This window comes from Peptostreptococcus canis (assembly GCF_014229965.1).
GTDB lineage: Bacteria > Bacillota > Clostridia > Peptostreptococcales > Peptostreptococcaceae > Peptostreptococcus > Peptostreptococcus canis.
In genome coordinates this window covers 529505-544388 of sequence record NZ_JABGBW010000002.1, presented here as the reverse complement: position 1 = coordinate 544388, position 14884 = coordinate 529505, and the positions used below count along the sequence as shown (strand labels likewise).

General features: G+C 29.6%; 8 protein-coding genes. All 8 read left to right on the top strand.

All coding sequences use genetic code 11. The features are described from left to right. The first annotated feature begins 235 nt into the window (after positions 1-235). A complete protein-coding gene (locus HLB29_RS05405) occupies positions 236-559 on the top strand; it encodes a PadR family transcriptional regulator (RefSeq protein ID WP_185624118.1) in 324 nt (107 codons plus the stop codon). Beyond that, positions 552-1172 (top strand): DUF1700 domain-containing protein, encoded by a 621-nt coding sequence (locus HLB29_RS05400; protein WP_185624117.1) that lies wholly within the window; start codon positions 552-554, stop codon positions 1170-1172. Before HLB29_RS05405 ends, HLB29_RS05400 begins: the two co-directional genes overlap by 8 nt. Further along, positions 1173-2729 carry a hypothetical protein gene (locus HLB29_RS05395; RefSeq protein ID WP_185624116.1) on the top strand — a complete coding sequence of 519 codons (1557 nt, stop codon included), beginning with the start codon at positions 1173-1175 and terminating at the stop codon, positions 2727-2729. A gap of 54 nt (positions 2730-2783) precedes the next feature. Then, positions 2784-4400, top strand: a complete 1617-nt coding sequence (locus tag HLB29_RS05390; protein ID WP_185624115.1) for a hypothetical protein — start codon at positions 2784-2786, stop codon at positions 4398-4400. Positions 4401-4471: 71 nt separating this feature from the next. After that, positions 4472-6736 (top strand): ATP-dependent helicase, encoded by a 2265-nt coding sequence (locus tag HLB29_RS05385; protein ID WP_185624114.1) that lies wholly within the window; start codon positions 4472-4474, stop codon positions 6734-6736. Positions 6737-6760: 24 nt separating this feature from the next. Continuing rightward, on the top strand, positions 6761-7456 hold the full coding sequence (locus HLB29_RS05380; protein WP_243155087.1) for a PD-(D/E)XK nuclease family protein: 696 nt from the start codon (positions 6761-6763) through the stop codon (positions 7454-7456). A gap of 16 nt (positions 7457-7472) precedes the next feature. After that, on the top strand, positions 7473-10958 hold the full coding sequence (gene addB / locus HLB29_RS05375) for a helicase-exonuclease AddAB subunit AddB (protein ID WP_185624113.1): 3486 nt from the start codon (positions 7473-7475) through the stop codon (positions 10956-10958). After that, positions 10958-14869, top strand: coding sequence for a helicase-exonuclease AddAB subunit AddA (gene addA / locus HLB29_RS05370; RefSeq protein ID WP_207719519.1), 3912 nt, complete (start codon positions 10958-10960; stop codon positions 14867-14869). Before addB ends, addA begins: the two co-directional genes overlap by 1 nt. Positions 14870-14884 lie beyond the last annotated feature (15 nt).

Sequence of the window (14884 nt, the reverse complement as noted above, 5' to 3'; positions counted from 1 at the left end):
GAAGTTAAGCTCTTTAGCGCTGAAGGTACTTGGCGGGAAGCTGCCCGGGAGAATAGGACGTAGCTACGTGACAAGCTCCGGATTTTTCCGGAGTTTTTTTATTTATAACTATTGTGTATTACACAATAATATGCTATACTCAGTAATATATAATACATAGTAATACACAGTAGTATGTGATCAACAGTAAATATTTAGTAAGTAAGAAGAAATTTTAAAAAAGGTGGTGAAGCATTTGAACACTCAGTTTAGGAAAGGTGCTTTGGAATTATGTGTGCTGGCTATGATTAATCATAAGGATATGTATGGCTATGAAATCGTTCAAAATATTTCTAAAAGTATTGAGGTTAACGAGGGGACTATATATCCGATACTTAGAAGGCTTACAAAGGATTCGTATTTTGAAACATATATGGTGGATTCAAGTGGTGGTCCGGCTAGAAAGTACTATAAGATGACTAATTTAGGCCAGAATTATTTTGCACAGCAAGAGAAAGAATGGTATGACTTTGTTGAAGATGTTGATTTGATACTAAGAAAGGGGAAGAGCGATGAATAGAGCGGATTTTATGTCTGACTTAAGGTTTTATCTTGAAAAGGCTTATAAATGTATAGAACCAAAAGAAATAGATGATATTTTAAGAGATTACGATGAATATTTTAGAGAAGGATTATCAGAGGGAAAGTCCGAAGATGATATAGCATTTTCTCTGGGAAACCCTAAAGAAATAGTGGATGAAATGGTTAAAAATGATATAGAAGATGGTAAGTATAAGCAAAGCGATTTTCTGCATTTTTATTCTGATTATAATGATGAAGAAAAATATAAAGAAAAAAATAAAATAAGAAGAAAAAATGCTGAGGAAACAGGTTTATTTTTTAAGAGAATGATTTTGCCGATTGTTATTTTCTTTTTTGATATAATGTATTTTCCGGTGATTGTTATTGCTACATTTGGAATTCTATTGTCAATAGGGATTGCTCTATTGGCTGTACCGATAGCGGGCTCAACATTGGATATTATAGGTATGAGCTCTATATTAGTTATTTTTCCTATACTGTTCGCGGTGGGCGTGGCTTTGCTTATAATATGGATATTTGTAATATTGTTTAAGCTAGGAATTAAAATAAACTCGATTTCATATGGGGTGTTTAAAGGAGGGAAGAGATAGATGAAGAAAAAATATTTATTAATAATATTTTCTATGATTATAGTTGGAGTTGTAGGAAGTTTATTTGTCGGTAGTTTATCTGTACCTAAGTTTAATTCATATTTTGATGAAAAAAGAGCAGAATTAATGGATGAGTCTGATTTAATAAATACCGATTCAAAAGTTGAGATTTTGAAAATAGGTAATTTGCCTAGAAATACTGTAATAAATGTGAAAAAGTCAAATTCAAATAAAGTAAAGGTTCATGTAAAATCTACATATGGAAAAGACGTATTTAGTTTAAGTATGGATAAAAATACTTTGGTAATAGATGCAAAAGATATGAATAGAGTATATGAAGAGAAGATTTTTGGAAAGCCGGTTTTCAATAAAGTAAATGAAGAAAACTTCAATCAAATAAATTCTTTTGAAGAAATTAATGATATGCTGGATTTTATGAAGTCACTAAGACATTCAAAGGATGTAGTAAGAAATTCACTTAATAAAATGGCTGTTGACGGGGCTAGATTCGATAAAAATACATTGAATTTAGACGCTACATTTATTAGCCATTATAGTGTGGTAGATGTTGAGGTTCCAAATAGTGTTGATATGCAAGTAGATGATAGCAAGTATTATCATAGCTATATGAATGATATAGATAAAAAGTCAAGGTTAAATATTGATGCTGGTTTGGTAAAAAACTACATCAAAGTGAAAAAAATTGACTATATCGATGAAATAGCATATAAGGACAAGATTGATAAGATTGTGGTAGACATTGAAAACTATGAAGAATACCTATCCCTTGATAACAGGAATAAACATTTTGATTTAAATATTAATATATTGGAAATAAATACAAATCCTTCAGTTTTGGTTGATTTAATGAATATTAAGGGTAAGATTGCCAATGAATTGATATTGAATGTATCCGGTGAGAAAAAATTAGAAAAAGATTTTTATCAGGAGTATGGGTTTGAAAACAATGAAAACCGGATACAAATGGATGTTTTAAATATGGTAGAGGATTATTTTGATGGTGAAGACAATAATCTGTCAACTTCTGAAAGAGACCTATTTAGTGAAAAGAATTTGAGAGAAAAGAAGAATTTTGACAAGCTGGAAAAAGTTACTGAAAAGGATATAAGAATTAATGAGCTGTTCAGGTTATTTGCAGATGATATAGCATCCCAGTATGATTACGAGCATTCTTTTGGTGAAAAAATCCATAAAGAATTTGGAGTTGATATTTATATAGGCAAGGATATTGCTGATAAAGTGAAAATAAATGCACCTAAAGACAGTGTAAGACTTGTAGTTCATAACTATAATCCGAAATTTGATATTAAATCAGAAAAAATAGAGGATAAATATCTATTATATGGAAAAGTGCCAAATTCAGTTATTTTGGAAAATAATAAAAAAGAATACAAAGGTAATTTGGACGAATATATTCGTTCAGTATATAAAAATGCTAAAATAGATATGAGGACTTCCGGCAAACCGGTTATTTCCGTTAATTCTAAAAAGGTTAGATTATTAGAGATGAAGCAAGGGGAGTATGAATTAAATTAATAATAGTATATAATATAGGTAGGATTAAATGAACCGTTAATTAGGAGTTGAGATATGATTGAAAGAGAAAAATATTTAATATATGAAAATAACCTTAGAGCTAATTTAGAAAAGAAAAAATTTCGAGATTCATTTCAAGGGGATTTTTTTGGAAAATTAAATATGATGACTTTTGATTATTATACTTTATCCGAAGTTAAACTTTATTGGCCCCTTATAGGTGAAGGTGTTTTGCCGAAAGTGATTGATAGAGATGTCTGCATTGCTATTTTATACAAAATAATTGAGGAAAGAAGAATGTTTGATGGATATTTTTCACAAATCAATTCAGATAGTATAGGCATCTCTAGACAAGTATATAAAATTATGTTAAAATCTGCCAAAGAAAATATTCCTGTTGAAGCTATAGCACAGAGAATAGAGAGATTTAGAAAGGGTAGAAAAAATTCACAGATATTTGTTGATTTAAAAAACATAATAGTGGAATATAGAGCTGTTTTAAGTAATTTGGGAGTATATGATAATTCCATAATATATGAATTATATTTTAATAGACTGATAAAAAATAGCACTTACAAGGATGAAGTAAAAAACAGGATTTTGGAGTTTGTTGATTGTGAGGATACCTTTTTTCTGGAATCTATTTCAAATGTCTATGATATGGGATTTGAATCATATGGTGAAATGCTTAATGGATTAGAACAGATTTTAAATGAATTGCTGAATGAGAGAAGAATTGATAGTAATGAAATATGTGTTATAGTTCCTGTATTAAACGATAGTCTGTCGAGAATTATTAAAGATATTTCATACAGACTGGGTCATAATATAAAATGTATTTCTGAATCAAAAGATATAGGAAACAGCGATATTGCTATTTCTGCTTTAGTCGCTTTATCCATATATAAAAATTGCGAGTATATTTTTAATGAAGATGAGAGGTTTGCATTTATCAAAAATATTTATAAAGATAAATCACCATTAGATATTAGAAGAAATATCGATAAATATACTAACGAAATCAGAAAAAACTTTATAGAAGAGAATTTCCCTTACGAAAAAAAATACAGGGAAGAAGAATTTATAAAGAAGTTCTATAAGAAAGTTTTTCATTCCAATGAGGAAGGTATAAGATTTATTGAAAGCATTTCCGAGGTTTTTAAAAGTTTTAAAAATATAAGCAGTTTAGATAATGCCGGATTTTTAATTACTGATGATTTCAAGATAGACTTTGTAAAAAAATATCTCGGGATATTCACATCTAATAAGAGAAAGCTGGAAAATACATATTGCAATCCGGTTATTTTAGTAACTCCTGATGATTACAGTAATTTGGAGATGGTAAAAAAATATAAAATAGTATTGGATGCAAAATCAGGTCTGTTTGATGATAAAGTAGAAACCGAACTTGATTGTGAACTTGCCTATATGGATGATAAATTGTTAAGTAATTTGACCGAAGAAAATCTGGATGGAGTCTATAAGGATTTGCTTGAGACAAAAATAGATAAAAAGGTGAAGAAAATATTGAAAAACGGTTGGATTGAAAATGGCTATAGTTCAAAAGAAAGTTGCCAAAATATTTATTTGATGTATAGTGAGAAATCGCTTAGGGGATTTGATCAGGAAAATAAATTTTATTATAGATTTTTAGAATTGACGAGAAAATAGATTCTTGGAATTGACGAGAAAATAGATTTTTAGAATTGACGAGAAAATAGATTTTATGAAAGGAATGGAGTATGTCTGTAGTTTATAGAAAAGATCAAAAGAAAATAATGGAATATAAATCTGGAACTATGGGCATACAGGCTGTTCCGGGAGCCGGAAAGACTTTTATTATTACAAACTTAGTGGCAAAGTTACTAAAATATATGCAGGAAGAAGAGTTAGAAGGAAAGATTTTGATTCTTACATATATGAATAGTGCTGCCAACAATTTTAAGTCGAGAATAGGAAGTTTGGTGGATGAAAACGGAATAAGCAGGTCAAAGTTTGAAGTAATGACAATACATTCTTTGGCCATGAAAATTATAAAAGAAAATAGCAGTCTTATATTTATGAGTGAAGATAGTGATATAATTGATGATTATAAGAAAGCTATTTTTATTAATGAAGCCATTGAAGAATATAAAGGCATCGATAACAACGAGACCAAGATTTCTAGTTTTATAGATAAAAAAGAGCGTATGAATGAGAATACAATTGAAAAATGGAACGGTGAATTTACATCTGTGGTTTCAAACACCATAAAACTTCTCAAATATGCGAGTATAGATGACGATTATTTAAAGGGTATCGTCGAAGATGATTATAGGGGAATAATGAAAATTATGTCGCCTATTTATTCAATTTATCAGACTAAATTGAGATATTCAGGTTTTATGGATTATGATGATATTCTAATAATGGCGTATAAAATTTTATCGGAAAATAAGAGTGTTGCACAACATTACCAGGAAAAGTATAGATATGTATTTGAGGATGAATGTCAGGATTCAAACTCAATTCAGGGAAAGATAATAGATATTATATCTGCAAATAAGAATATTAGAAAGAAGTCTAAAAAAAATCTGGTCAGAGTTGGAGATGTAAATCAGAGTATTACGGGAACTTTTACTGGTTCGAATCCTAAATTTTTTGTAGATTTTTGCAAAAATGCCGATTATTCTTATGAAATGAATATGGCGGGAAGAAGTTCAAAAAATGTAATTGATTTGGCAAATAAATTGGTTGAATATGTAAATTTAGATGAAGAAAAGCCATACTATAATTCACTGGAACCGCTTTATATTCACGAAGTTGAAAAAGGTAAAGGATATAGGGAAAATCCTATTACGGATAAATATTTGATAAATACAAAAAGTTTGAATGATACATTTGAAGAGTTTGACATGATTGTCAAGACGGTGAAATATTATAATGAAAAATACCCATCCTATTCTGTCGGTGTACTTTGTTTTTCCAACTTTGATGTGGAGAATATTTGCGAGAGATTTGATGATCAGAATATTATATATGATAAATTAGGGGCAGATTCCAAAGAGAGAAAAAAATTAATAGAGGATATTAAATATATTATAGATTTCATATTAGATTCAGATATAGATAGATTTATAGATATGTTTCTAAATTCATTTGTATACAGATTCAATGAGTTTGATATATCCCATGATGAAGAATTAAAATTAAGAGAGCGAATGGCTGATGTGGATGTAGACAGATTAATTTATGAAGAAAATTATTTGTTGGATATTATATCGAAAGCAAAGGTATGTATGCTGGATGAGAATAGAAAATCTTTTTATGATAATTCGATAAAGGGCTTAAAGGCGTTAAAAAGAATTTTAGAAAAATCCCCTTTAAATATATGTGAATTTATAGGTAACATATGTTCAGAGTTAAATTTAAATATATTTGAACAGCAACTTGGTCATTCAATAGTTTTTTATTTTGAAATGCTTTCACGATTTGAAAAAATTGATTTTTCAAGGGTTTCGACAGCACTGGATAAAAAGAACTCCAGGGTATTTGAGCCTGCGATAGATTCAATATATAATATCGGAGAAAAAGAACCCGAGGCGGGCAGCGTAACGGTATCAACTCTTCATAAAAGTAAAGGAATGGAATGGGATGCAGTCGTGATTTTTGGAATTAATAATTCCGAATTTCCTTCAAAATTAAGTGATTATTTTAGAATAGACAGAAGATATTTAAGGGAAGGATATAAATATCCCGAAGCCTTTATAAATAGAGAAATAGATATTATCTCAGGTAATAAAGTCAAAAATATGGTCGATTATGAAGTGGATTTAAAGAAAGAATTGATTGAAGAGAGAATTAGACTGTTGTATGTTGGAATCACCAGGGCAAAAAGAAGTCTTTTACTTCTTAATTCCAAGCAGAAGTTTATAGAAAGTATAGGAAAGAATATTTTTAGAAAAGATTCGGAGTTTTTTAGTATGCTATCGTCGTTTGTAAAACTGGAAAAGGATAGCAAAAAATAATTTGGTATGTAGGTGGTGAGTTGGTTGAATAGGAAAATACTGGAGTATAGAGTTGATAATTTAATATTTAGCCAAAATATGCTAAATACATGGAAAAGAGATAAAAAAGAATTTTTTGATAAATATATAATGGATATTTTTTGGAGCGATGATACCGACATCGATATGCTGTATGATGAAAATATGTTATACGGTAGAGAATTTCACACCATGTGTCAAAGAATTTTTATGGATATACCCCCTTATTCCGAGTCTAATAATAGCGACTTGAATTTGGAAGTTAAGGAAAATCTGAAGAAGATAGAGAATATAAAAAATGCATATATTAAAAAATACGGTGATGATGTAGAATTTTTGCCTGAATGTGTTATTGAATTAAAAGGCAGAATACAATCGATTTTCGATTTGATAGTTAAGATATATAAAAATGGAAAGCTGTATAAAGTAGATATCTGGGATTGGAAAACCGAGGGTAAAAAAATAGAAAAATCTATTGCGGAAAAAAAGATGCAGACTATCGTTTATTTGTATGTATGTAAGATGAGTATTGCGAAAGATATAGCTTGCGATAATATTTCAATGCATTATTATCAGCCCGCTATAGACAATAATATCAGAGTACAGTATTCGGATGAAAAACATAAAAAATATGAGAAAATAATTTTAAATACTATAGATGATATAAAGAAAAGTATAATTGATATAGAGATAATATTGTAATAGTGGAGGTGAAAGTATGGGCGTTGGATTTATTACCGGAAGAAATGGATGTAATAAGACGGATAAAATATTGGATTTGTGTTTTGAAGAAGCAAAAAAAGAAAGTACAAAGCCTATTTATATACTTGTGCCGGAAAAATATACCTATGAAATGGAAAAAAAATTAAGTGATAGATTTTTGGTGGATAAAGATCCTTTTTTTAGAATAAGAGTTGTTAGTTTTTCAACGCTTAGTAAGATAGTATTTACCAATGTCGGCGGAATTAAAGATAGAAAAATTGGAAAAAGTGCAAGGACTATGCTGATTTATAAGGCTTTGGATTTAGCTTCAAAAGATTTAAAAACATTTAAATCAGGTAGTGACGGAATAGGTCTCGTAAATAAAATTATGGATATTATCATAGAGTTTAAACAAAATGATATGAGTGTCAATGATATATTTGAAATGGCTGAGAATACGGATGATGAGGCTTTGAAACACAAACTGAATGATTTGGCTAAAATATATTCAAAATATGAAAATTTAATAGATAAAAAGTATATCGATACGGAAGATTCTCTATCACTTTTTGCAGGCAAATTAGGTGATTTTCAGGATATAAAGGGGGCAACTATCTTTGTTGATGAATATACAGGTTTTACCCCCGTACAGTATTTGGTAATCGAAAAACTGATAATTTCAGCTGAAAATATATACTTTTCATTGACTACTGATTTGAGAAATTTTAATTCCGGAAGAGGTGTTTTTTCAAAGACAAATATAACTTTTCTAAAGATAAATGAAATATGTCAAAAAAACGGTGTGGAAAGATTAAAAGATGAAAATATGAGTTTATGTTCATATTTTGATGGAGATGATTTAATATATTTGGAGAAAAATATAAATGAATTTAATCCGAAACCATATGAAAAAGAAGTAGAAAATATAGAAATTTTTGAGTTTAATAATACCCATTTAGAAATAGAGTATATTGCCGGTGAAATAACGAGACTTGTAAGGGATAAGGGATATAGGTATAACGAAATAACTATAGGTATGAGAAATCTGGATTCCTATTCTTATTTAATAAAAGGTATTTTTGAAAATTATGAAATAGGTTATTTTTTAGATGAAAAAATAGCTGCTAAAAATAATCCTATTATAGTTTTGATTCTTTCAATATTGGACATGAAACTTAACAATTATAGTTATAATTCCATGTTTAGATATTTAAAAAGTGGTCTTACAGGCATAGATAATGAAGATATATATAGATTGGAAAATTATGTGCTTGCAAATGGAATCAGAGGAAAAAGATGGTTTGATGACATGTGGGATTTTCCGGTAAGTCACTCATTAGATGAAGAAGATGAGGTTTTTGAAAAGGAGTATATTGAAAATATAAATAAAATACGACGTCTTGTTATGAAACCGATAGAAAATTTGCATAAAAAACTGGCTGGAAGAAACAGGGTTTCCGAAATATGTAGATATTTATATGATTTTACGGTGGAGATAGATTTACCGGCAAGAATTGACGACATTATTAATAGGTTTGAAAATGAAGATAATTTATATAAAGCCAAAGAATATTCTCAGGTTTGGAATATATTTATTTCTATGCTGGATGAACTTGTTGAATTTTTAGGTGATGAAAAAATAGGAATTGAGAAATTTATAAGGTTGATGGAAGCTGAGCTCGAAGGTTTTGAATTAGGAATTATTCCACCTTCCAGAGATCAGGTATTTGTAACAACAGTAGATAGAATGAAAAATCCAAACACAAAGGTTATTTTTTTATTGGGTGTAAATGACGGTGTATTCCCACAAACTATTTCTGATAATTCTATGCTGACTGATTTGGAAAAAGAAAAACTTTTAAGCCAGGGAGTAAAATTTGATTCGGATTCAATTACCAAGGCATATGATGAACAATTTCTGGTTTATAAGGCATTTAGTACGTCCAAGTCTAGACTTGCAGTTTCATATTCAGTGGCGGATTTTGAAGGTAAGGCAATGCGACCGTCACCACTTATAAAGAAACTTATAAAAATTTTTCCTAAGCTAAAGGTCAATGTTATATTGGATGAAGGAGAAGAGTATACATTTGAAGATTTAAAAGAAAAAGTGTCTTCAAAAGAAAAATTATTTGAAGACTTGTTGATAAATATAAAGAAAATCAACAGTGGTGAAATTGACGAAAAGAGTTCTGAAATCTGGCGGGAAGTATATAGATTTTTTAAGAAAGATAGAGAATACGGAGAAAAAATAAGATTAGTTGGAGAGGCATTAAAATACTGCAATTATTCCGGAAAACTTGATAAGTTTATAGCAGGTGAATTATATGGAAACGGTAATTTCAGTATTTCAAAAATAGAAAAATTTGCGGCTTGTCCATTTTCATATTTTTTGACATATGGACTTAATGCAAAAGAAAGAGAAGAATATAAATTTACACCTATGGATTCGGGTTCATATGCTCATAAAATACTTGATGAATTTTCAAAACGAGTGATATTAAACGGTATTAGTTGGAACGATATAGATGATAAATATATCGAATCGGAAGTAAATAGAATAAGTGGTGAAATATTAGAATCTAAGATATCATATATATTAAACAGTTCTGAAAAATATAAATATCTGACAAATAGGGTAAATAAAAGGCTTATAGATAGTATCGGCATTATGTCGGAGCAAGTTAGAAGGAGTGATTTTAATCCGGAGGGATTTGAAGTCGGTTTTGGATTTAAGGGAAGTTTGCCACCTATAAAATATAAACTATCAGATGGCAGAGATATAAATTTAAGAGGAAAAATAGACAGATTGGATGTATTTGATGATGGTATAAATAAATATTTAATGGTGATTGACTATAAATCGTCTACCAGAGATATTAATTTAGATAGGGTATATCATGGTTTGGATCTTCAATTATTTATATATATGAACGCTATGCTTAGATATAAAATGGATAAAAATTTAAAACCGGCAGCTTTATTGTATAGCAGATTTAATCCAAAGCTGGTCGGTTTTGATGATGTAGAACAGGCTTCTAACTCTAACTCTGAGGAACATAAAAAAAAGATACTTGAAGAAAATAAACTGAACGGGCTTATTATCAAGGATATAGATTTGCATAATCATCTTGATAATACTATAGGTAAGGTGAGTTTAAAATCTTCAATATTGCCGTTGGAAATAAAAAAAGATTATTCAAGTTTTAGCAAGGTATCTACCAGAGGCTTATTTGAAGATGAATTTGATGTAATAAATGAATATGTAATAGAAAAGTCAAAGGAAATATGTGAGAATATTTATTCCGGAAATATCGACATACATCCATATAGATTTAGTGGAAGTACACCTTGTGAATATTGTGAATTTAATGCAATTTGTCAATTTGACAGATATTTAAACGGCAATAATTATAATAATATCTATAAAAAAGTTCATAGGAACGATTATGAAGAAATTATAAAGCTTATGAAGGAAAAGCTGGGAGAAAGGAGTGGCAGATAATGGCTACAAGATGGACAGAAGAACAAAAATCAGTGATAGATAACAGAGGTTCTGATCTTTTGGTAGCTGCTGCTGCCGGCTCGGGAAAGACCGCTGTTCTTATAGAGAGAATTATACAATTGATATTGGACGAAAAAAATCCTGTTGATATAGACAGACTTTTAGTGGTTACTTTCACTAAAGCCGCTGCATCTGAGATGAGAGAAAGGGTAGGAGTGGCTATTGAAAAAGCTTTAGAGAAAAATCCGGACAATGAACATCTTCAAAAACAGGTAATGTTGCTAAATAGAGCTGAAATAACGACTATTGATTCATTCTGTGGTAATATAGTGAGAAATAATTTTCACGTTACCGATTTGGATCCAAATATAAATGTTGCCGATCCTACCGAAATTGGAATAATAGCATCAGAGGTGATGGAAGATTTATTTGAAGAATTGTATAATGAAAAAAGCCCCGATTTTTTAAGATTGGTGGATTGGTATTCAGGTAGAAATGATGATGAAAGTCTTATTTCCCTATTATTAATGGTAAATAATTTTATAAATTCATCTCCTTATCCGGACAAATGGTTGGACGAAAGTGCGGAGTTTTTTAATACGGCAGATAAGGACAAGGATTTTTATATAAAAAATTACTGTGAACCTATTGCCAAAGAAGTACATATGTCATTAAATGTATATAATAATGTATTGAATAATTTTCTTGAAGAATTGAAAAATTACGATGATTTAGCAAAGTTTTTCGAAAATTATTGCGTTATAAAAGAAAAACTTGACGATATTATCATGAGTTTGGATGAATTTTTGGGAAATGGTGCAGATTATTTGTCTGAAAAAAAATGGAATTCTATAATTAAGCTTGTTGACGGATATAGAAATATCGAATTGAAGAGCTTTAGAATAGGAAAAAATGCAGATGAAAGTGCAAAAGCATATTATAATGATATAAAAAAACATATCAGTTCCGTAAAAGATTCCATAAAAATTGAAGTCGATAAATTAGCAGTAAAGATTGATAATATTATTATGGAAAATGATATGGTATATCCTTATATGAGATCGATATCTGATATAGTAAAATTATTTAGAGTGAAATTTGCAGAAAAAAAGAAATCTATGGGTGTTCTTGACTTTGCAGATATAGAACATTATGCTTTGGATATTTTAACCGATTTTAATGAAGATGGGAAAGCTGTGCCGTCCAAGATAGCACTTTCTTACAGGGATAAATATGAAGAAGTATTTACCGATGAATATCAGGACAGTAACTTGGTTCAAGAGATAATTCTTTCTCAAGTTTCCAGGTTTGATAATCCTAACAGATTTATGGTAGGAGATGTCAAACAAAGTATTTATAGATTTAGACAGGCTATGCCGGAAATTTTTATGGATAAATACGAAAAATACGACTCACATACAGAAAAAAAGGATAGCTTACACAAGAAAATAATGCTATTTAAAAATTTTAGGAGCAGACCGGAAGTTCTCGAGGGGTGTAATCATGTATTTATGGAAATAATGAGAAAAGAAACCGGAGAATTGGAATATACGGCAAAGGAAAAATTGAATCCAAGTGCTTTTTTTGAGGAACTCGATTTTGAAAATGCCCATGTCGGCGGACCCGTAGAAATTTACCTAGTGGATTCAAGTAAGTCTGATATTTCAGATGATATACAAAAGGATGTAGATTATTCTTTGATTACAATGACTGAAAAAGATGGGGAAGAATCACAAGAGATAGAGAAAATAAAAATAGAAGCACAAAACATAGCTAATATAATTTATAAAATGGTAAATAATAGCGATGTGGATAGCCGATTTATGGTTTTGGATAAAGAAAGCGGAAATTATAGACCCGTAGAATATAGGGATATTGTCATCTTGATGAGGGCAACTAATAATAGGGCTGCTACTTTTGAAGAGGTTATGAGAGAATATAAAATTCCGCTTTATACTGAGGCAGGTAGTGGATATTTTTCGAGTTTAGAAATTTATACGATGATGAATTTACTAAAGATAATCGATAATCCAATGCAGGATATTGCCATTTTATCAGTTATGAGATCTCCTATTTTTAATTTTGAAGCCGGTGAAATGGCTGAAATTAGAATGTTTGATAAAGGTTCGAGTTTTTATGATGCACTTTTGAAACTATACAATACTGAATTTACAAACGAAGAAAAAATAAACAAACTTAGGGATAAAGTTGTTGATTTTGTGGATAAAATACGTAAATATAGAGAAAAGTCCTTGCTTATGTCCGTGGATGAATTTATCTGGTATTTATTGAAAGATACAAATTATTATACCTATGTAGGTATGCTTCAGTTTGGAGAACAAAGACAAAATAATCTTATGCTGTTGTTTGAAAGGGCTAGGCAATATGAAAAGACATCTTATAAAGGGCTTTTTAATTTTATAAATTACTTTGAAAGGATAAAAAACAGATCCGGAGATTTAGGAGAAGCCAGATTGATTTCGGAAGAAGCTAATGTAGTAAGGTTGATGACTATTCATAAGAGTAAGGGATTGGAGTTTCCGATTGTGATATTGGCTAATACAGATAAAAAGTTTATGCTAAAGTCAGGTGATTCCAACTTAACATTACATCAAAATTATGGATATGGACCTAAGATTTTTGATTTGGATAGAAATTTAAGTTTTGACAGTATAGCCAAAAAGAATATGGTGAACATACAAAAGAAAGAGCAGATAGCTGAGGAAATGAGACTTTTATATGTAGCCATGACAAGGGCGAAAGAAAAACTAATTATAAGCGGGGTAATACAGGATATAGATAAAAAAGAGAAAAAATGGCTAGAAGTTCCAAGAAATATAGACGGAAAGATAGAGAGTACAGAAATTTTGTCGACAAATTCCTATTTAGATTGGATTATGCCAACTATTATATCAATGGAAGACAGAGAAGAATTTTATAACGTACTTGGAGAAAGTAAAAAATGCAGAGGATATAAAGAATGTAAATGGTATATAGACGTAGAGAAAAAAAATAATGTATTTAAAGAAAATAAGTTTATTGTTGAAAATATAAACAAAGCCGATAAAAATACGAATGAAGTGGAAAGAATAAATGAAACGCTGGATGATACGAAAAAATTAAATACTATAAAGGAATTTCTTGATCAGAAATTTAATTTTGAGTATAAATACAAGTCAAGTGCATTAAAACCATCAAGTATTTCCGTGTCAGAAGTCAAAAAGATATTATCGGAAAATGATGAAGAAATGCATCAGAATATATATTCTTCTACAAGAAAGTCGGAACTTTCAACGCCGGATTTTATACATAAAGGTAAGGATAAAATAGATTTTAATTCTGCTGAAAAGGGAACTATTTTCCACCTTGTAATGCAATTACTGGATTTTTTGGAATTTGATGAGTATGTGAGGGATGCAGAAGAGGATAAATCAGTTGATGATAAAATAAAAGCCGAGGTTGAACGACAAATAGAGTTGTTTATAAATAGAAAAATAATAAGCAAAGAAGAGGCTGAGACTGTTAGAATATCTAATGTTGTAAGGTTTATAAAATCGGATATATTTAAAAAAATATTAAATGCTCAAAAAAGAGATAGGGTATATAAAGAAAAAGCTATAAACTATAGTATTAAGATAAATGAGCTATATAAAAATGAGAATATTGATGATAGTGAAAGAATGATGCTTGTCGGTATAATAGATTTATTTTTTGAAGATGAGAATGGAGACTATATATTACTGGATTACAAGACTGATTTTGTAAATGAGGATAATTTTGAAGAAGTAGTAAATAGATATAAAATTCAATTAGAGTTGTATAAAAATGCTATTGAGGATATTTCAGGTAAAAAAATAAGTAACAAATATATCTATTTATTTGGAATTGGCAGGCTCGTGAAGTATGACTAGATGGTTGCCGGAAAT